The sequence below is a fragment of the Novosphingobium sp. SG919 genome (genome assembly GCF_012932495.1).
Classification (GTDB): domain Bacteria; phylum Pseudomonadota; class Alphaproteobacteria; order Sphingomonadales; family Sphingomonadaceae; genus Novosphingobium; species Novosphingobium rhizosphaerae.
In genome coordinates, this window is the sequence record NZ_JABCNG010000001.1 from 47,792 (window position 1) to 66,702 (window position 18,911).

Here is an 18,911-nt window from a genome sequence, read left to right on the forward strand (position 1 = left end):
TACGGGCGGGGCGGTCATCCGCAATGGCGCGCTCACTCCTCGTCCGGGTAGGGGCCTTTGCCGCCCTGCGCAATGAAGCGATCGACCGCCGCATCGAGCACCGGCAGCGGAACCGATCCCAGTTGCAGCACGGTATCGTGGAAGGCGCGGATATTGAACTTGGGCCCCAGCGCCTTTTGCGCGCGGGCGCGGGCCTCCAGGATCGCACGTTCGCCCAGGTAATAGCTCAACGCTTGCCCCGGCCAGGCGATGTAGCGGTCGGTCTCGGTCTCGATTTCGTGGTCCGACAGCGCGGTGTTGTCGTGCAGGAACTGCTGCGCCTGGGCCCGGCTCCAGCCCATGGTGTGGATGCCGGTATCCACCACCAGCCGCGCCGCGCGCCACATCTGGTACGACAGCATGCCAAAGCGTTCGTAGGGCGTGTGGTACATCCCCATGTCCTCGCCCAGCTTTTCGCAATAGAGCGCCCAGCCTTCGCCAAAGGCAGAGATGTAGGAATTCTGCCGGAACGGCGGCAGGCCCTTGTTCTCGGCGGCCAGCGGCATCTGGAACGCATGGCCCGGCGCGCTTTCGTGCAGGGTCAGCGCAGGCAGCGAATAGAGCGGCCGCGAGGGCAGGTTATAGGTGTTGACCAGATAGACGCCGGGCCCGCCGCGCCCGGCGGTGTAATAGGGGGCGATCGCATCGGGTACCGGCACGATGGCAAAGCGGCGGCGGGGCAGATGGCCGAACCAGTCGGCCGCCTTCCCGTCGAATTCCTTGGCGATCCACGCTGCGCGGTCGAGCAGGGCCTGGGGTGTCTTCACATAGAACTGCGGGTCGCTGCGCAGGAATTGCAGGAACGCGGGCAAGTCTCCCTGGAAATGCACGTCCTGCATCACCGCCTGCATCTGCCTGCGGATCTGCGCCACTTCGTCCAGCCCGATCTGGTGGATCTGCGCGGGTGTTAGGTCCAGCGTGGTGTATTCGCGGATCTGCGCCTGGTAATAGGCTTGGCCATCGGGCAGCGAATAGGCATCGAGCCGAGTGCGTGCGCGGGGAATGTAATCCGTTTTGAGGAATTGCAGCAGGCGCTGGTGCGCGGGCACCACCGCTTGCGCCAGGGCGGCGCGGGCCTCTTCGCGCAGCGCCGCCTGGCGATCGGCGGGGATCGTATCGGGCATCGCCACGAATGGCGCGTAGAACGGATTGTCTTCCACCTTGGGCGCCGCGGTTACCGGCAGGATCGTGTCGTCGCGCCCCTGCAGGGTGATTTGCGGCGGGGTGAAGCCACGCGCCAGGCCGGCGCGCATATTGGCGATCTGCTGGTCGAAATAGCGCGGCACGTCGCGCAGCATGGCGATATAGGCGGTGTAGTCGGCCTCGCTGCGCAGATGCGCCTCGCGCGCGCTGTCGGCCAGGTCGCCCCAGAAATTGGTATCGGCGTTGAGCGGCTTTTCATATTCGCGATAGCGCTGCGCGGAAATAAGCGTGCCGATCTGATAGCGATAGATCGCTGCGTTCACCTGGTTGGCCGGAGACAGTCGCTTGGTCTCGATCTTGTCGAGCTGGGCGCGCACGTCTTCCCACTTGCGCAGCCGGGCGGCCTGGGCGGCGGCTCTCACGTCGGGCAGCCGGGGCACGCCGTGGGTACCGCTGTCCTCGTCATCGGGAAACTGGGTTTTGCGCCAGGCCCATTCCGCCGCTGTCAGCGCGGCGAACCGGGCATCCTCGCTGCTTGCGGCTGCCTTGCCGGCGGGCCGGGCCATGGCGGTGGTGGGCAGCACCGCCGGCGCGATCGCGCCGGCAAGAAGCAGGCCTGCAACCAGGTCGCGGACGGGGGAGCGGCGCCAGGGGAAGGGCATCGGGGGTTCCTTTGTTGCAGGTCTCGAAAAGGGATTAGCGCGGCTCAACCGGCAGGGCGAGGGGGCGGCGCAGCGCCAGCGCGGCTAGCGCGCCAGCGGCCGCGATCGCGCCGTTGCCGGCCCAAAACGCGCTGGCGCCCCAGCTTTCGTAAAAGCGCGCGAGCCATCCGGCGGTGAGATTGGCGGCAAACAGCCCGGCATAGACGCCACCGATCAGCGTGGCGGTGAGATGGGGCGGTGCCGCGCGGGCCACGGCCGCCAGCAGCACGGGCATCACGAAAAGATAGGCCGATGACGCCAGCAGGAAATAGGCAAAGCCGGTTAGCGGCCCCAGCGCGTGGGCTTGGGGAAAGGTGTGGGCCAGCCCGGCCAGCAGCGCATCGGCCGCTGCCAGCATGGCGCAACCGATGCCAATGCGCGCGGCGGCATCCGGCAATCGGTCGGCTCGCGTCTGCCGTGCCCACAGCGCCAGCACCACCGGTGTTGCCAGCACGGTGATCAAGCCGTCGCTGGCCAGATACCAGGCCACTGGCATGTCCATGCCGCCAATGCGGCGGTCGGCGGCATGGTCGATCCACAGGGGAAAGACATTGTAACTCTGCCCCACGGGAATGTTGTAGAACAGGCTGAGCGCGATCAGGCCCAATAGCACGCCCAGCCGCGCGCGCGGGGCGTTATCCGCCGTGCCTTCGGCCAAGGCAGCCGGCCCGTCTGCGGGCAGGTGGCGCCAGCCGGCCACATAGACCGCCATGCCCACGAGCATGCCCACCCCCGCACAGGCAAAGCCCAGGTGCCAGCCCGCATCCTGCCCCAGGAAGCCGCAGACCAGCGGCCCGGCAAAGGCGCCGATGTTGATGCCCAGGTTGAACCACAGATAGGCCTGGTCGCGGCGCTGGTCGGCCGGGGCATAGAGCCGCCCCACTTGCGTGGCGATATTGCCCTTGAGGCAGCCCGATCCGGCAATCAGCAGCACCAGGGCCACCAGGAAGAATGGCTGCAAAGCCAGCAGCAGGTGCCCCATCGCCATCAGCCCCGCGCCGATCAGCACGGTGCGCCGCCCGCCCAGCAAGCGATCCCCGATCAGCCCACCGGCCAGCGGCGTCAGATAGACCAGCCCGGCATAAAGCCCGAACACCTGCGAAGCGAAGGCCTGGTCCGACATCGGCCCGACCACGGCCGAAAGCGCCTGGCGCAAGCCGGCCAGCCCCAGCACCCGCGTCCCGCCATCGCCGCGCGCCTGGGGCAGCAATTGCGTGGTCATGTAGAGCATCAGCAACGCCTGCATGCCGTAGAACGAAAAGCGCTCCCACGTTTCCGTGGCGGCAAGCACCGCCAGACCGCGAGGATGGCGCAGCGGCGGCGCAGCGGTCATCGCCGGCCCCCGGTTGTGAGCGCAAGGCAGGCAGGGCGGGACGCGCAGGTAACGTGCATATATGGTATTTTGTATAATATTTTTGCGGATGTCCAGCCCGCATGCGCCAAGTGAGTGCCGCCAGGGCGCACCGCGGCACAATGGCCGCAAAGCCTGTCTGTGGCGATGGCGAAGAAAGGGGATAGGCGTATTGGCGCGTTGCGAAACGCTGCCGTCATCCCACCTGGGATGAAACCATAACCTCTTGATGTTCAGGAGATCATGGTGGGCGCGACAGGGATTGAACCTGTGACCCCACCCGTGTGAAGGGTGTGCTCTACCGCTGAGCTACGCGCCCGCCTCGATGGCGTCCCGCCGCGGCCGTTTGGGGCCGCCCGGGTGTGGAGGGGGCCTCTAACGGCCTTGCACAGCGTTGACAAGTGGGCACGTAAAGATATTTCGCACACACATGACCGATGCAATCGAAACGCCCGAAAACGCGGGCACCGAAACTGTGGACACCACTGCCACGTCCGCTCCCGCGCCTGCCGCTTCGGGCGATGTGCCGCCCGATCGCCTGGCGATCAACCCGCGCAGCCCGTTCTTTGATGCCGATAAGCTGACGCGTGGCGTCGGCATCCGCTTCAAGGGCACGGTGCGCAAGAACGTGGAAGAATATTGCATTTCCGAAGGCTGGGTGCGCGTGCAGGCTGGCAAGACGATGGACCGCAAGGGCAACCCGCTGACGCTCAAGCTCTCGGGCGCCGTCGAAGCCTGGTATGAAGACCTGGGCGAAGACGCCCCCGTGGCCAAGGCCTGATTCTGTTGGTGCCGGGTGCCTGCGTTCAGCGCAGGCGCCCAGTGCTGGCCAACGTGCTGGCCGCTGCGCCGCCCATCCGGCTGGCAATGATGCGGCCGATCGGATCATCCGAAAGCGCCGTCCGCGCCATGCCGCCCGGCACCGTACGCGGGGCCGGGCCACGCCTGGCCACCGTGGTGGTGGCCGCTGCGGGTTCATCGGCCACCCCTTTCAGGAAATCTGCATCGATGCGGCCACGCGCGGTCGCCGGTGCCCGGGCCATCAGCAATGTCTGGCGCGGGGCTGCCGTCGTGGCGCTGGCCAGCCGCAGCGGGCCGCCCAGGCCGATATTGGGCCGGCGCGCAGGCGCGCGGTTATAGATGAAGCCATCGACCGGCCAGTGCGTGGTGCCCAGGCCCTGGATCGGGGCAAACCACACGCGCACTTCGCTCCAGTCGTTGGCGTCCGAAACGTCCACCGCGCGCACGTCGTCTTCCCGTTGCCCGCGGGTGCCGTTGATGGGTGACCAGTTGGCATGGCGCAACAGCACCGTGCGCGAATCGATCACTTTGCTGACCATGGCGACATGGCCCAGGCGCATCGCGCCAAAGGGATGGAAGCTCATCACCGCGCCGGCCTTGGGCGTAAAGCCGCGTTCATAGCGGCCTTCTGCCTGGTCCCACCAGGTGTGGGCATCGCCATAGAGCTTGATGCCCGAAACCTGCCGCGCATAGGGCACGCATTGCAGATAGGGCAGGGCGCCGGTCGTGTCCGCTGGCGCGCTATCTCCCTGCTCAGGCCCGGGAATCAGCGCGATCGGGGCGGCGCGAGCAACCCCTGGGGCCATCAGCCCGGCGATCAGAGCCGCCCCCGCGGCCAGGCCCAGGGGCCTTGTTCTTGTCCACCACACCATGCCGCCGTTGTGCCGGCAAATGGTCAATGGCTGCCTGATCAGATTGGTTAACCGCGCGGATACGATTGGCCCGCCTTGGCGGCATGCATGCAACGCCCGCTTGCCTTTGCCGCCAAGCCGGGCCAACGGGGGCTATGCGTCCCCAGGTTATCATCATCGGACGGCCCAACGTGGGCAAGTCCACTCTGTTCAACCGGCTTGTCGGCAAGAAGCTGGCGCTGGTTGACGACCAGCCCGGCGTCACCCGCGATCGCCGCTTCGGCGATGCGTCGCTGCTGGGCCTTGAATTCACCATCGTCGACACCGCCGGGTGGGAAGACGACGATCCCGCCAGCTTGCCCGGCCGCATGCGCCAGCAGACCGAGGCCAGCCTCGAAGGGGCCGATGTCGCGCTGTTCGTGATCGATGCACGCGCCGGGATCACCCCGCTGGACGAGGAAATCGGCCGCTACCTGCGCGGGCACGACATTCCCGTGATTCTCCTGGCCAACAAGGCCGAAGGCCGCGCCGGCGACCATGGCCTGTTCGAAGCGTTCTCGCTGGGGTTTGGCGATCCCGTGGGCGTTTCGGCCGAGCATGGCGAGGGCATGGGCGACCTGTTCGAAGCGTTGCTGCCCCACATCGGCGAAACGCCGGAGGACGAGGGCGAGGCGAGCGACGAGGAGATCGAGTACGATCCCAAGGCCGTGCTCAAGCTCGCCATCGTGGGCCGGCCCAACGCGGGCAAATCCACGCTGATCAACCGCTTCCTGGGCGAAGACCGCCTGCTGAGCGGCCCCGAAGCGGGGATCACCCGCGATTCGATCGCGATCGACTGGAGCTGGACCGATCCCAAGGACGGCGAAACCCGCCCGATTCGCCTGATCGACACCGCCGGCATGCGCAAGAAGGCGCAAGTGGTCGACAAGCTGGAAAAGCTCTCGGTCGCCGATGCGCGCCGCGCGATCGACTTTGCCGAAGTGGTCGTGCTGCTGCTCGATGCCACGCGTGGGCTCGAACACCAGGACCTCAAGATCGCCTCGATGGTGCTCGAAGAAGGCCGCGCCCTGATCATCGCGATCAACAAGTGGGACGTGGCCGAGGATGCCAGCGGCCTGTTCAACGGCGTGCGCCAGGCGCTCGACGACGGGCTGGCCCAGGTGCGCGGGGTGCCGCTGGTGGCGGTTTCGGCGCGCACCGGCAAGGGGCTGGACAGTCTGCTGTCGGCCGCGTTCAGCCTGCGCGATGCCTGGAGCAAGCGCGTGCCCACCGCCGCGCTCAACCGCTGGTTCGATGATGCCCTGGCGGCCAATCCGCCGCCCGCGCCCGGTGGCCGCCGCATCAAGCTGCGCTATATCACCCAGGCCAAGACGCGCCCGCCCGGCTTCGTCCTGTTCGGCACGCGGCTTGACCAGTTGCCGGAAAGCTATCGCCGCTATCTGGTCAACGGCATCCGCCGCGAACTCGGCTTCGATGCCGTGCCGATCCGGCTCACGCTGCGCAGCCCCAAGAACCCGTTCGCCACGAAATGACCCACGTTCCCCCGCGCAGCCTGGCACAGGCCCTGTGGCGCGGGGGGCGGGGACACTGTCCGCGCTGCGACGGAGCGCGGCTGTTTGCCGCCTGGTTGCGGCCGGTGGCGCATTGCCCCGCCTGCGGGCAGGACTGGCGCGGCCATCGCGCCGATGATTTCCCCCCATATCTGGCGATCCTGGTCACCGGCCATGTCATGGCCCCGGTGATCATCGAGCTGGGCCTGCACACCGCGCTGTCGTGGCCGGTGATGCTGGCGCTGTGCCTGGTCATGACCGTCACCCTGGTGCTGGGCCTGCTGCAACCGGCCAAGGGTGCGGTGATCGCGCTGCAATGGTGGCTGGGCTTGCACGGCTTTGCTGCAGACCCCGGCAAGGCCGGCCGGCCGCTGTCCGAACCCGCGATCGAGACACGCAACCGCAACGAAACGTAATCGCCTGCCGCAGCGGGTGCGGTGGTGCAGGCACTGCCCCACCCCCGGATTGTCGGCGCTTTGGGCCGCATGCTGCGCCACGGCAGACATGAAGACGCAATCTTTTCTTGCGCAGCAACACTTCTTCACGAAGGCGCACCCATTGCGCAAAGGGCATGATGTTACCTCGGACACAACAACGAATGGAACGGAGTGTCCCATGATCATCGCCTCGCTTCTCGCCCTCGCCTCGCTGTCTGCGCCCGCTTCCCCGCTGCTGGCGGCGCCCACTGCCGCTGCCGCCCAGGCTCCGGTCTGCCAGGGTGCCCCCGGCCGTCCCTCGCTGTGCCGCCCGGCCGATGCGGTCAAGCCGGCTGCCGCCGCCCCTGCCGCCAGCGGTGCCCGCGTTGCCGTGGTCGCCTGCCATCCCGATCCCAGCAAGAACCGTGGTTGCTTCCGCCGTACCGAAATCGGTGGGGAAACCGCACTTGCTGCCAAGGCGCCGGTGCGCGAGGATGCGCGCTGAGACCGCGCTCATGACCGAGCCGGGAACCAAAGGAGCGCATCTGCGTAGCACAGCCATGCTGGCCACACGTCTTGCCCCCTCCATCGTCCTAGTCGAAGATGACGGCCCCCTCCGCACGCTGACCGCCCGCGCCCTGCGCGAGCATGGGTATGAAGTGCGCCCGGCCGCAACGGGTGCGGAAATGTGGGTGCTGCTCGACAGCGCACCAGCCGATCTCGTGGTGCTGGACATCATGTTGCCCGGCACCAACGGGATCGAACTGTTCCGCAAGCTGCGGCGGCTGAGCGACGTGCCGATCATCTTCATTTCCGCGCGCGGCAGTGAAGAAGATCGCGTGCTCGGCCTGGAACTGGGTGCGGACGATTACCTGGCCAAGCCGTTCGGCACGCGCGAACTGGTGGCCCGCGTGGGTGCCGTGCTGCGCCGCGGCGGGCAGGGCGGTGATGGCCTTGCCTCGGCCGAACCGGGCGAGCGGGCCAGCGAAATCCGCTTCGACGGCTGGACCTTGTCGCTCGCGCGGCGCGAACTGCATGCGCCGGGCGGCGTGATGGTCGATCTGACCGGGGCAGAGTTCGATCTGCTCGCGACGTTCGTGGCCCAGCCGCAGCGCGTGCTGGGGCGCGAACGCCTGATCGAGTTGTCGCGCACCCGCCTGGGCGACAGTTCCGACCGCAGCATCGACGTGCTGGTGTCGCGGCTGCGCCGCAAGTTGACAGCGGCCGGTGGCGAAGCCCCGATCGCGACGGTGCGCGGCGTGGGCTACATGTTCAAGGCCCAGGTCACGCGCACTTGAGCGCCATGCCTTCATGATCCCTCGGCGCGGTTTGTGGCTGCGCCGGGCCATGCGCCGCTTCGGCTTGCCGGAGCGGCTTTTGGCTATTCTGGTGCTGATGGCGGCGATGGATTTCGGCGCCAACGCGGTGCTGTTCGACCGCGCCAGCAATTTCGCGCTGCGCAGCGACGATGCCGCACGCATTGCCGAAAACCTGGTGATCGCCAGCCGTGCGCTGGAAGCCGAAGAGCCCGCGCAGCGCCCCGCGCTGGCCGAACGGCTCTCGTCCCCGCGCTTTTCCCTGGCGTGGAAGCCGCGCCTGGCCCACGCCGACGATGCCTTGCCGCTTGATCGCCTGCGCGCGCAGGTGCTGGACGCCGCGCCCGAACTGGCCGCGGGCGATCCGCGCTTTTCGCTGCGCTCGCTCGCCTCGCCCGGCTCGGTCAACGGCGCCATGCTGCTCAAGGACGGCACGGGCGTGGTGTTCCGCACCCAGGCGAGCGAGGCCTGGACGCTCAATGCCGGCCGGCTTGCCGTGCTGCTTTTGCCAACGCCGCTGCTGGTCGTCTTGGCCTGGGTGCTGTTTCGCGCCACCATTCGCCCGCTCAAGGCCCTGGTTTCGGCCACCGGCCGGGTCGGTGCCGGCCCGCCCGAGGCGCTGATCGAGCGTGGCCCGGATGAAGTGCGCCGGCTGATTCGCGCCTTCAACCGCATGCAGAGCCGCATCTATCGCCAGATGCTGGACCGCACCCAGTCGATGCTGGCGATTGGCCACGATCTGCGCACGCCCTTGGCACGGTTGCGCCTGCGGCTCGACGATGCCGGGATCGATCGCGAAACCCAGGCCGACATGGTGCACGACATTGACGAGATGATGCATTTGCTCGCCTCGCTCCAGGCCTATGTCGAAGGCGAAGGGCGCCAGATCCCGGCCGAGCCGGTTGACCTGGCCGCCATGGCCATGACCTTGGTCGACAATGCCTATGACCACGGCGGCGACGCCCGCTACGAAGGCGAGGATAGCCTGGTGATCCAGGCGCGGGCCGTCTCGCTGCGCCGCGCGCTTGGCAACCTGGTGGAAAACGCATTGCACTATGCCGGGCATGTCGAAGTGACAGTGCGCCGCACGGGTGATTTTGCCGAAGTGGTGGTGGCCGATCGCGGGCCGGGCATCCCGTCCGACCGGCTCGACGATGTGACCCAGCCGTTCGTGCGCCTGGATGCCGCGCGCGGCCGCGATACGCCCGGCATGGGCCTGGGCCTGGCCATCGTGAAACGCGCGATCAGGGCCGAAGGCGGCACGCTGATCCTGGCCAATCGCAGTGCCAGCATGGGCGGCAGCGTTGGAGAAACCGGGCTGATCGCCACGGTTCGTCTGCCGCTCAAGACGCCTCAGCCGCATGCCGCAGCGCGGAAATAGTTCCTTACAGTTCCGACGGAACCGGGCAAAGCCGGTGCCTTACCTCCCTGATGCAAGCGCTGCGGCTTTCATGCTGCGGCGAACAACCAGGATGGGGTAGCAATCATGAACGAACTCATCGGCCGGGTCTTCAGTTTCGAGAAGACCGTCTTTCCGCAGAGCAGTGAACTCTACGGGCAGCTTTCCACCCATGGCCAGGCGCCCAAGGCCCTGATGATCTCTTGCGCGGATTCGCGCATCGTGCCCGAACAGATCATGCAGGCCCAGCCTGGCGACCTGTTCGTGTGCCGCAACGCGGGCAACATGGTGCCCTCGTACTCCACCATGAACGGCGGTGTTTCTTCCACGGTGGAATATGCCGTGGTTGCCCTGGGCGTGCGTGACATCATCGTGTGCGGCCATTCCGACTGCGGCGCGATGAAGGCGCTGGCCGCCCCCGAACCGCCGCAGGGCATGCCCAACGTGGTGGCCTGGCTGCGCCATGGCGCAGCGGCAGAGCATGTCGTGTCGAGCTGCTCGCCCCACCTCCACGGCACCGAGCGCGTGCGCGCGGTGAGCCTGCAGAACATCATCGCCCAGATCGATCATCTGCGCACCCATCCGTCGGTGGCCACGGCGATTGCACGCGGCGAAATGTCGCTGCACGGCTGGTTCGTCGATATCGGCGCGGGCCAGGTGCTCGGCCTCGATGGCGATACCGGCCAGTTCGTGCCGTTGCGTGAAGACCGGCCCCTGCCGGTGGCGCTCGCGGCGCGCACCCGCTTCGCCAGCGAACCCGCTCTGGCGGAGGCGGCCGAATGAGCCAGGCAGCCACCGCTGCATCGCCCGAGGCTGCCCCCCAGAGGGGCGGCCTCGTTCGCGATTTCACCGCGTCGATCGTGGTGTTCCTGGTGGCCATGCCGCTGTGCATGGGCATCGCCATCGCTTCGGGCGTTCCACCCGAAAAGGGCCTGGTGACGGGCATCATCGGCGGCATCGTCGTGGGCCTCTTGGCCGGGTCGCCGCTTCAGGTGTCCGGTCCGGCCGCCGGCCTGGCCGTCATCGTCTTTGAATTCGTGCGTGACAATGGCCTGGCTGCGCTGGGCCCGGTGCTGCTGATTGCCGGCCTGATCCAGCTGGTGGCTGGCCTGGCACGCCTGGGCGGCGTGTTCCGCGCGATTTCGCCTGCCGTGGTGCATGGCATGCTCGCGGGGATCGGTGCGCTGATCGTGGTGGGCCAGTTCCACATCCTGTTCGATGCCAAGCCGATGTCCAACGGCCTGTCGAACCTGTCGATGATCCCGGCGCGTGTGCTGGGCCTGTCGCCGTTCGATTGGCAGGCCAGCGAAATGGCGCTGGTGCTGGGCTTGATCACCATCGGCGGCATGCTCGCCTGGGAAAAGTTCAAGCCCAAGGCGCTCGCCCTGGTGCCTGGCGCACTGATCGGCGTGGTCGCGGCAACGGTCGTGGCGGCGGTGTTCAAGCTGCCGGTCGCGCGCATTGCCGTGCCCGACTCGCTGGCAGCGGCCTTTGCCGCGCCGGGTGGCGCGTTCCTCGATCCGCTGCTGGCCAAGCCCGCGCTGCTGGTTTCGGCCGTGGCGATCGCGTTTATCGCCAGCGCCGAAACCCTGCTCTCGGCCGCCGCGGTCGATCGCATGCACAACGGCGTGCGCACCGACTACAACAAGGAACTGCGCGCCCAGGGCGTGGGCAACCTGCTGTGCGGCATGGTTGGTGCCTTGCCGATGACCGGCGTGATCGTGCGCTCTTCGGCCAACGTCCAGGCTGGCGCGCAAAGCCGTTGGTCGGCCGTGCTCCACGGCGTGTGGATCCTGGGTTTCGTGGCCCTGCTGCCCTGGCTGCTGCGTGAAGTGCCGATGGCGGCGCTGGGCGGCGTGCTGGTCGTCACCGGCTGGAAGCTCGTCAGCCTCAAGCATGTGAAGCACCTGTTTGCCAACTATGGCGCGCTGCCGGCGGCAATCTGGGCCGTCACGTTCGCCCTGGTCGTTTCGACCGACCTTCTCACCGGCGTGCTGGTGGGCATGGCGCTCTCGCTGGTGGAACTGCTGCCGCACATGAAGCATCTCAACCTCGGGGTGCATCGTCACGAACATGATGGCACCACCAATGTGGAGTTGAAGGGTGCGGCCACGTTCCTGCGGCTGACCAAGCTCAACGCCGTGCTGGAAGACCTGCCGGCCGATCGCCGCGTCCACCTCGATCTGGGCCGGGTCAAGGCGATCGACCACACCACCGCCGAAACCCTGGGCGAATGGCTGTCGCGCCGCCGCCAGCAGGGCAATGCGGTCACCGTGTCGGGGCCCGAGCCGATCCTGCGCGCGGTGCCGCACGCGGGATGACCTGACCAAACGCAGATTCCTTTGAGCCTACCCCCATCCGGGCTCTCAGGATGGCGCTACGCGCCCGCTGCCCCCACTGGCCCATGGCGCCGGTGGGGGCAGTTTCGTTGTCAGGAACGGGCGGCCAGTTCCTGGCGCAGCACGGCGATATGTTCAGGGCCAATGCCGCAGCATCCGCCCAGAATCGTCGCGCCCTCGCCGGCCCAGGCGCGGGCAAAGGCGGCATAGCCTTCGGGCGTCAGGTCGGCGCGAATGGGGCTGAGGCCGCTGTTCGCTTCGGCATCGGCGCCCTGCGGAGGAAAGGCATTGGCATAGACGCCGATGGCCACGTCGGTGCCCGCCAGCGCGGTTTTGGCCTGTCCCACCGCAGCGGCCATCACTTCGGGCTGGCTGCAATTGAACAGCAGCGCCTTGGCGCCCAGCCGCTGTGCCGCCGCCGCGGCATCGGCCACGCTTTCGCCCGAGCGCAATTGCACAGGCGCTGCCGGGTCTTCGTCGGCCAGGGTGAACGAAAGCCACAAGGGCTTGCCCGTGGGCGCGACCAGGTCGGCCACCAGTTCCGCTTCGGCAATGGCGGAAAGCGTTTCGGCCTGCCAGTGGTCGACATGGGGCGCAAGCGCGGTCACCAGCACCGACAGCACCGTGCGGCTGCGTTCCAGGTCGATCAGGTCGGGGCGGTACGATCCCGAAACCGGCGGCAGCGATCCGGCCACCGCCACCTGGCGCGGGGCGGCATCGGCCACGTCGCGCGCCAGGCGCCCGGCCAGCCCGGCCCATTCCAGGCCGTGCGCGTCGAACCGGTCCTGCTCGATATGAAACGGCACCACGGCATAGCTGTTGGTGGTGATCACGTCGGCCCCGGCATCGACATAGCGCTGGTGCACCTGGCTCACGAATTCCGGCGCCTCGATCAGCGCCAGGGCAGACCATTCGGGCTGCTGGAACGGCGCGCCGATGCGCGCCAGTTCGCGGCCGGTGCCGCCATCCAGGATCAATACGCTCACAGGCTCACCGTCAGGCGCAGGTAATAGGACCCGCCGTTGATGCCATAGGGCGCGACGTGCGAATAGCGGTCGTAGTTGAGCGCCTGGCCGGTCGCGGTGTCGATTGCGCGCGGGTGCACGTCGAACAGGTTGTTGGCACCCACCCCCAGCCGCACTTGCGGGCTGAAGCGATAGCCGATGTCGATATCGGTGATCACGCGGCTGCCAGTGTCGATGATGTAATAGGGTTCGGCATAGCCCTGGGCCTGGCGGGCATTGCTGTAGAACGTGTTGCGCAGCGTGAAGTCCCACTGCCCGCTGCTCCACGCCGCGGCAAGCGAGGCTTTCCACGAAGGCGTCGCGGTGGTCAGGTTGGTGCGCTGCACGGCGTCGACCAGGGTGAGCCCCGCATCGGCCAGCACGGCGGGCGCGGCGTGGACGCGGCGGATCGTGGTATCGACATAAGCCAGGCCCGCATCCCAGCGCACAGTGCCCAGCACGGACGTGGGCATCGTCCAGCTGGCGGTCACGTCCACCCCTTGCGTGCGGGTGTCGACGCCATTGGTAAAGAACACCGCGCTGACGTTGTCGGCTTCCAGCCCGGCGGGGATCGTCGTGCCGTTGGCGGCAATCGCCGCCTGGGCCAGATCGCCATAGAGATAGGCGCTTTCGATGATCCGGTTCTTCACGTCGATGCGATAGGCATCGACCGTGATGGCGAGGCCGCGCACCGGCTCCGCCACAAAGCCCAGGCTGGCGCTGGTGGAGGTTTCGGGCTTGAGCGCGGGGGCGCCCAGCAGGTTGGCGCCGGGCGAGCCGAGCGGCAGCTGGATCGAGGCATAGCCGGTGGTGACGGTCGTGGCCGAATAGTTCTGCTGCGCCAGGGTGGGCGCGTGGAACCCGGTGCTGACACTGCCGCGCAGGGCAAAGCCTTCGCTCACGTCATAGCGGCTGGCGATCTTGCCGTTGAGGCGGCTGCCCACGCCGTTGTAGTGCTCCCAGCGCAAGGCGCCCGAAAGCTCCCACGCCTTGACCGGGCGCAGCGTCAGGTCGGCATAGCCGGCCACGCTGTTGCGGTGCACGTCGGCCGCGTCCGAAGGGCGGAAGCCGGGGAACGCCTGCGGCCCGCCGGAATAATAGGAGTTCGCTTCGCCGGCGCGGATTTCGTAGGTTTCATAACGATTTTCCGCCCCGAACGCGAACGTTGCCGGCCCGGCCAGGCCCACGTCGAACTGCTTCTTGACGTCAATGTTGCTGGTCCATTCCGACGCGGCAAAACCGCCGACATAAAAGTCGGTCTGGGCATTGCCGGTATCGGCCAGCAGATCGGGGTTGATCGTGCTGATGTTGCGCAAACGCACCACGTCGCGGCCATAGGTGGTGGAGAGGTCCACGGCCCAGTCGCCATGGCTCTTGATCCCGCCGGTCACGCTGAAATCGTGCTCGTTCAGCGTTTCCTGCGGAGTGAAGCCGTTCGGATAGATTGCATCCACCGCATCGGAGAACCAGCCCGGCTGGCGGGGATTCTCGTTGGCGCGCGCCTTGCGCCAGGCATAAGTGCCGAAGCTGTAGAGATCGAGCGTCTCGCCCAGCGGGCGGGTGTAGTCATAGCCGCCGCTGATCACCACCGAACGCGGCAGGCCCTGCACCTTGGCCGGCTGTACCCCGCCGCTGTCGCCACTGCGATTGGTGAAATCCTGATAGCGATAGCCGGCCGACAGATGCAGCACGCTGCCATCCTTGAACCCCACGCCCTTGTCGGCGTTGGCCTGGATCGCCGTGCCGTCGCCGGCATAATACTTGCCGCCCTGCACCGAGACGCCGCCGGAATTGGCATCGTCCTTGAGGATGACGTTGATCACCCCGGCGATGGCGTCAGAGCCGTATTGTGCGGCCGCGCCATCGCGCAGCACTTCCACCCGGCCCACCGCGGCCAGCGGGATCATGTCGAGATCGACGACGTTCGAGCCCTGCGAGGGGTCGCTGTCGGCATAGATGCTGGATGAAAGGTGCCGCCGCTTGCCGTTGACCAGGACCAGCGTCTGGCTGGGGCTGAGGCCACGCAGGGCAAAAGTGCGCGCCAGGGCCCCCACGTCATAGCCCACTGCCGGCGCGCTGAACGAGGGCAGCACGTTGCGCAGCGAATCGACCAGGTTCGATTGGCCGGTGGCGGTGAGGGTATCGGCCTTGACCACGTCGATCGGGGTGGCGCTCTGCCGGGCCAGGCGGCCGCTTTCGCGCGTGCCGGTCACGATGATCGCATCGCCGCTGGTGCCTGCGTCCACCGCCGGCGCATCGGCCTGGGGTGCGGCAAGCGCGGGTAGACTGACGGAAAGGCCAAGCGAAACCAGCGCCAGGCGCAGCGGCATACGATGATAAGCTACGGAAAAAGCCACACAAACCCCAGATGCAACGGAGAGCGGAAAATTCCACCTAGGGACTTGAGTATTATTCGGTCAAATGAGCTCTGCAAAACTGGCCAATCCTTGCGCATACTGTGGCAATCGCGCACTAGGGACATTCCCGATCATGGCCCCCAGCCTTGAAAGTGCCTGCTTGACCACGTCCTCCCCCGCTCGCCCAACTCGCTCTGGCCCCCGCGCGCACCTGGGCGTGCCGCAGGCCATGCTCGTGGCCCTGGGCATGGTGATGTCCACCGACAGCCTCAAGACCGCGCCCACGGTGGCGGCCAATGCGCCGGGCGGCCACGTCCTGCTGCTGTGGATCGCGGGCGCGCTGGTCACCATGGTGGGCGCGCTGTGCTATGTCGAAATGGCCGCCGCCTTTCCGGATTCGGGCGGGGAATACAGCTTCCTGCGCCGGGCCTGGGGCGGGCGGCTGGCCGCACTCTATGCCTGGTCGCGCTTTGCCATCATGCACACCGGGTGGATCGCGCTGATGGCGCACTTGCTGGCCGATTATGCCGCCGCGCTCTGGCCACTGGGCCATGGCGGGCGGACCGTGCTGGCGCTGGCCATCGTCGCGGCGATGACCGGGCTCAACCTCGTTCACGTGCGGCTGGGATTCCTGACGCAGGCCCTGTTGGTGGCGACGGTCGCCGTCGGCTTCGCCTGCGTTACGGCGGCGGGGCTGCTGGTGCCCGCGCCCGCCTCCGCCCCGCTGGCCCATGGCGGCGGCAGCGTGGGCGTGGCGCTGATCTATGTGTTCCTGGCCTATGGCGGGTGGAGCGACATGGCCACGCTTTCGGGCGAAGTGCGCGGCGGCAAGCGGGCGATGCTGGCGGTGGTGATCGGCGCACTGGCGCTGCTCATGGCGATCTATTGCATGATGAACTGGGCGCTGCTGCGTGGCCTTGGCCTGGCGGGGCTGGCAGCCAGCACGGCCCCCGGCGCCGATCTTGCGCGCACGGCGTTTGGCCCGGCAGGCGCCTGGCTGACCGTGGGCATCGTGGCGATCTCGGCGATCAGCAGCATCAATTCCACGCTCATCGTCTGTTCGCGGGTCACCGCCTCGGCGGCGCGCGATCTGCCGGCGTTGAAGGCACTTGGCAACTGGCATGATCTTCGCGGCACGCCGGCGCGCGCCACCTTGGCGGTTGGTGGCTTTTCCCTGCTGCTCACCGCCATATCCGGCCTGTCGCAAAGCGGCTTTGGTGCCATGGTGGACTATATGACGCCGGTCTACTGGCTGTTCGTGATCCTGGGCATGGCCGCGCTGATCCGTCTGCGCCGCACCATGCCCGGCCATGATTGGCCGGTGCGCACCCCGCTGTTCCCGCTGTTCCCCGTGGCATTCATGGCCCTGTCGGCGGCGATGCTGTGGTCTTCGCTCACCCAACTGGGGCCCGGCGCCCTTGCCGGTGCCGGGGTGCTGGCCCTGGGCCTCGTGCTGGGGCGGATGGCCGAGCGCGGGCGGCCGCTTACCCGATCTGTCCAACAAACCTGAACAATTTGAAGCGTCATATCAGGATTTCCTTGAATGCTTTGAACGCCTAAATCGGGGGCACGGCCCGGCAAGGGCGCAAACGAGGAACTCTCCCATGACCATCCGCACCCCCGATGTGCCGGGCATCGAATTTGCCCTTTTGCCCCCGGTTCGCGATCTGGGCGAAGGCTTCAAGGTGCGCCGCGCGCTGCCTTCGGCCCACCGCCGCATGGTGGGGCCGTTCATTTTCTTCGACCAGATGGGCCCGGCTGCCTTTGCCGGCGGGGAAGGGCTGGACGTGCGCCCGCATCCGCACATCGGCCTCGCCACGGTGACCTATCTGGTGGAAGGCGAAATTCTCCACCGCGATTCGCTCGGCTCGGTCCAGGCGATTCGCCCCGGCGAGGTCAACTGGATGACCGCCGGGCGCGGCATCACCCATTCCGAACGCACCGGCCCGGAGATGCGCAGCCGTGGCGGCCCGCTGTTCGGCCTCCAGGCCTGGGTCGCGCTGCCCACCCATGCCGAGGAAACCGATCCCGCCTTTGCCCATCACAAGGCCGATGAAATCCCAACCGGCCAATACGATGGCACGCGGCTGACGCTGATCGCCGGGCAAGTCGATGGCCTGGCCTCGCCGGTCAAGACGCTGTCGGACCTGGTCTATGCCGAACTGGTGATCGCGCCCGGCGGCCGGTATCGCGTGGCGGCAGAGCATGTGGAGCGCGCGCTCTATGTGGTGAGCGGCGAAATCGCCGTGGGCGGCCAGACCGGCCAGTTCGCCACCAACGAACTGATCGTGCTCAAGCCCGGCGCGGAAGTGCTGATCGAAAGCACGGGCGGCGCGCGCGTGATGCTGATGGGCGGTGAGCCGTTTCCCGAAAAGCGCCACATCTTCTGGAACTTCGTCTCCTCCCGCCCGGATCGGCTGGAGCAGGCCAAGCTGGACTGGAAGGAAGACCGCTTCGATCACGTGCCCGAAGAGCACGAGTTCATTCCCCTGCCCGCGTGATCGGACTTTTTGGGTTTGCGGCCGGTGCCGCAGGCCTACCACTGTGGCGCCAAAGCCACAGCAGAAACACAGCAATACTTCGTCTCAATCGGGACAAGGAGCAGACAGCATCGCAGCCTAACCCCGGTCTCATCGGCGCAACCTGCTGCCGGAGATGACCGGGGTTTCCCTTGCCATCATCCGAGACGGGCAGGCGCCGATACGCAGGCGGAACCGTTTTCGATGACCGTGAGGGAAGGACGATTCCGATGATTCAACGCTCTGCACGCCGCCGGGCCGGCCGACTTGCCCTGGCCGCCACGCTGGCCGGTGCTTCCATGGCCGTGGCGAGCGCCGCCAAGGCGGAAGACACCGCGCCGCCTTCGGCCATCACCATTTCCGGCAGCGCTGCCGTGGTGACCGACTATCGCCTGCGCGGCGTATCGCAGTCGAACAATGGCTTTGCGCTTCAGGCCGGTGTGACGATCGCCCATGAAAGCGGCTTTTATGTCGGCACCTGGGGTTCGAACCTGGCCGGCTGGGGCACGTTCGGTGGTCCCAACCTGGAACTCGATGCCATCGGCGGGTTCAAGAAGACCTTTGGCGCGGCCACGCTGGACGTGGGTCTGACCTGGTACATGTATCCGGGCGGCGCCAACAAGACCGACTTTGCCGAACCCTTCGTCAAGCTGTCGGGCACCGTTGGCCCGGTCTCGGCCCTGGCCGGCGTGGCCTATGCGCCCAAGCAGCAGGCGCTGGGCCAGTGGTATGATTCGGGTGCCAGCTATGTCGAAGGCACGCCCGATCACCCCGGCGCCAAGAACGACAACCTCTATGTCTGGGGCGATGTCAGCGGCGCTATCCCGTCCACGCCGGTCACGCTCAAGGGGCACCTGGGCTATTCCAAGGGCAATCCCGGCCTTGGCCCCAATGGCACCAGCGTGGCGCCGACCGGTTCCTATTTCGACTGGCTGGTGGGTGCAGACCTGGCGCTGGGCAAGGTCGTGCTGGGCGTCGCCTATGTCGATACCGATATCAGCGATGCCGATGCGGCCTATCTGCGGCCCAACTTCACCAAGTTCCAGACGCAGGACGGCGCCTCGATCTCGTCCTCGCGCGTGGTGCTGACCGCTACGGTCAACTTCTAAAGCCAATTCTACCAGG

16 protein-coding genes and 1 tRNA gene are annotated in these 18,911 nt (G+C 67.3%); 11 read left to right on the forward strand and 6 right to left on the reverse strand.

Features of this window, described 5'->3' with window-relative positions; all coding sequences use genetic code 11:
* Positions 1-32: 32 nt before the first annotated feature.
* The 3 genes from FHT19_RS00185 to FHT19_RS00195 form a co-directional block, all read right to left on the reverse strand.
* Positions 33-1,844 carry a DUF885 family protein gene (locus FHT19_RS00185; protein WP_169473203.1) on the reverse strand — a complete coding sequence of 604 codons (1,812 nt, stop codon included), beginning with the start codon at positions 1,842-1,844 and terminating at the stop codon, positions 33-35.
* 34 nt (positions 1,845-1,878) lie between these two features.
* Positions 1,879-3,216 carry a peptide MFS transporter gene (locus FHT19_RS00190; RefSeq protein ID WP_169473205.1) on the reverse strand — a complete coding sequence of 446 codons (1,338 nt, stop codon included), beginning with the start codon at positions 3,214-3,216 and terminating at the stop codon, positions 1,879-1,881.
* 262 nt (positions 3,217-3,478) lie between these two features.
* Positions 3,479-3,553, reverse strand: a tRNA-Val gene (locus FHT19_RS00195).
* A gap of 111 nt (positions 3,554-3,664) precedes the next feature.
* Between FHT19_RS00195 and FHT19_RS00200 the strand changes: the two genes are divergently transcribed.
* A complete protein-coding gene (locus FHT19_RS00200) occupies positions 3,665-4,015 on the forward strand; it encodes a DUF3297 family protein (protein WP_168553801.1) in 351 nt (116 codons plus the stop codon).
* 25 nt (positions 4,016-4,040) lie between these two features.
* Here FHT19_RS00200 and FHT19_RS00205 read toward each other — a convergent pair whose 3' ends face one another.
* Positions 4,041-4,841 (reverse strand): CHAP domain-containing protein, encoded by an 801-nt coding sequence (locus FHT19_RS00205; RefSeq protein ID WP_169473207.1) that lies wholly within the window; start codon positions 4,839-4,841, stop codon positions 4,041-4,043.
* 200 nt (positions 4,842-5,041) lie between these two features.
* Between FHT19_RS00205 and der the strand changes: the two genes are divergently transcribed.
* From der to FHT19_RS00240, 7 genes are all read left to right on the forward strand, one after another.
* Entirely contained in the window at positions 5,042-6,418 is a 1,377-nt protein-coding gene (gene der, locus FHT19_RS00210; protein WP_169473210.1) for a ribosome biogenesis GTPase Der, read from the forward strand.
* A complete protein-coding gene (locus FHT19_RS00215) occupies positions 6,415-6,852 on the forward strand; it encodes a DUF983 domain-containing protein (protein ID WP_168553803.1) in 438 nt (145 codons plus the stop codon). Before der ends, FHT19_RS00215 begins: the two co-directional genes overlap by 4 nt.
* 199 nt (positions 6,853-7,051) lie before the next feature.
* A complete protein-coding gene (locus tag FHT19_RS00220) occupies positions 7,052-7,357 on the forward strand; it encodes a hypothetical protein (RefSeq protein WP_169473212.1) in 306 nt (101 codons plus the stop codon).
* 55 nt (positions 7,358-7,412) lie between these two features.
* Positions 7,413-8,150 carry a response regulator transcription factor gene (locus FHT19_RS00225; RefSeq protein WP_168553805.1) on the forward strand — a complete coding sequence of 246 codons (738 nt, stop codon included), beginning with the start codon at positions 7,413-7,415 and terminating at the stop codon, positions 8,148-8,150.
* Positions 8,151-8,163: 13 nt separating this feature from the next.
* Entirely contained in the window at positions 8,164-9,549 is a 1,386-nt protein-coding gene (locus FHT19_RS00230) for an ATP-binding protein (RefSeq protein ID WP_248290205.1), read from the forward strand.
* A 105-nt stretch (positions 9,550-9,654) separates the two neighbouring features.
* The gene (locus FHT19_RS00235; protein WP_168553806.1) at positions 9,655-10,350 is read left to right on the forward strand and encodes a carbonic anhydrase; all 696 of its coding nucleotides are present in this window, start codon (positions 9,655-9,657) and stop codon (positions 10,348-10,350) included.
* Positions 10,347-11,888 carry a SulP family inorganic anion transporter gene (locus tag FHT19_RS00240; protein ID WP_169473214.1) on the forward strand — a complete coding sequence of 514 codons (1,542 nt, stop codon included), beginning with the start codon at positions 10,347-10,349 and terminating at the stop codon, positions 11,886-11,888. The genes FHT19_RS00235 and FHT19_RS00240 overlap by 4 nt, the downstream gene beginning before the upstream one ends.
* A gap of 110 nt (positions 11,889-11,998) precedes the next feature.
* On the opposite strand, the gene FHT19_RS00245 is transcribed toward FHT19_RS00240, so the two are convergent.
* Positions 11,999-12,892, reverse strand: a complete 894-nt coding sequence (locus FHT19_RS00245) for a homocysteine S-methyltransferase family protein (protein WP_169473216.1) — start codon at positions 12,890-12,892, stop codon at positions 11,999-12,001.
* Positions 12,889-15,240: a TonB-dependent receptor gene (locus tag FHT19_RS00250; RefSeq protein WP_169473218.1), complete on the reverse strand. Its 2,352-nt coding sequence runs from the start codon at positions 15,238-15,240 to the stop codon at positions 12,889-12,891. Before FHT19_RS00250 ends, FHT19_RS00245 begins: the two co-directional genes overlap by 4 nt.
* Positions 15,241-15,427: 187 nt before the next feature.
* Between FHT19_RS00250 and FHT19_RS00255 the strand changes: the two genes are divergently transcribed.
* From FHT19_RS00255 to FHT19_RS00265, 3 genes are all read left to right on the forward strand, one after another.
* Positions 15,428-16,777, forward strand: a complete 1,350-nt coding sequence (locus tag FHT19_RS00255; protein ID WP_248290206.1) for an APC family permease — start codon at positions 15,428-15,430, stop codon at positions 16,775-16,777.
* Positions 16,778-16,871: 94 nt separating this feature from the next.
* Positions 16,872-17,768 carry a pirin family protein gene (locus FHT19_RS00260; protein ID WP_169473222.1) on the forward strand — a complete coding sequence of 299 codons (897 nt, stop codon included), beginning with the start codon at positions 16,872-16,874 and terminating at the stop codon, positions 17,766-17,768.
* A gap of 248 nt (positions 17,769-18,016) precedes the next feature.
* Positions 18,017-18,895: a TorF family putative porin gene (locus FHT19_RS00265; protein ID WP_168553811.1), complete on the forward strand. Its 879-nt coding sequence runs from the start codon at positions 18,017-18,019 to the stop codon at positions 18,893-18,895.
* Positions 18,896-18,911 lie beyond the last annotated feature (16 nt).

Coding starts and splice junctions, on each gene's coding strand:
- der (WP_169473210.1), top strand. CDS start 5,042: ATGCGTCCCCAGGTTATCATCATCGGACGGCCCAACGTGGGCAAGTCC.
- FHT19_RS00200 (WP_168553801.1), top strand. CDS start 3,665: ATGACCGATGCAATCGAAACGCCCGAAAACGCGGGCACCGAAACTGTG.
- FHT19_RS00190 (WP_169473205.1), bottom strand. CDS start 3,216: ATGACCGCTGCGCCGCCGCTGCGCCATCCTCGCGGTCTGGCGGTGCTT.
- FHT19_RS00230 (WP_248290205.1), top strand. CDS start 8,164: ATGATCCCTCGGCGCGGTTTGTGGCTGCGCCGGGCCATGCGCCGCTTC.
- FHT19_RS00260 (WP_169473222.1), top strand. CDS start 16,872: ATGACCATCCGCACCCCCGATGTGCCGGGCATCGAATTTGCCCTTTTG.
- FHT19_RS00205 (WP_169473207.1), bottom strand. CDS start 4,841: ATGGCCCCAGGGGTTGCTCGCGCCGCCCCGATCGCGCTGATTCCCGGG.
- FHT19_RS00215 (WP_168553803.1), top strand. CDS start 6,415: ATGACCCACGTTCCCCCGCGCAGCCTGGCACAGGCCCTGTGGCGCGGG.
- FHT19_RS00235 (WP_168553806.1), top strand. CDS start 9,655: ATGAACGAACTCATCGGCCGGGTCTTCAGTTTCGAGAAGACCGTCTTT.
- FHT19_RS00225 (WP_168553805.1), top strand. CDS start 7,413: ATGCTGGCCACACGTCTTGCCCCCTCCATCGTCCTAGTCGAAGATGAC.
- FHT19_RS00220 (WP_169473212.1), top strand. CDS start 7,052: ATGATCATCGCCTCGCTTCTCGCCCTCGCCTCGCTGTCTGCGCCCGCT.
- FHT19_RS00250 (WP_169473218.1), bottom strand. CDS start 15,240: ATGCCGCTGCGCCTGGCGCTGGTTTCGCTTGGCCTTTCCGTCAGTCTA.
- FHT19_RS00240 (WP_169473214.1), top strand. CDS start 10,347: ATGAGCCAGGCAGCCACCGCTGCATCGCCCGAGGCTGCCCCCCAGAGG.
- FHT19_RS00185 (WP_169473203.1), bottom strand. CDS start 1,844: ATGCCCTTCCCCTGGCGCCGCTCCCCCGTCCGCGACCTGGTTGCAGGC.
- FHT19_RS00265 (WP_168553811.1), top strand. CDS start 18,017: ATGATTCAACGCTCTGCACGCCGCCGGGCCGGCCGACTTGCCCTGGCC.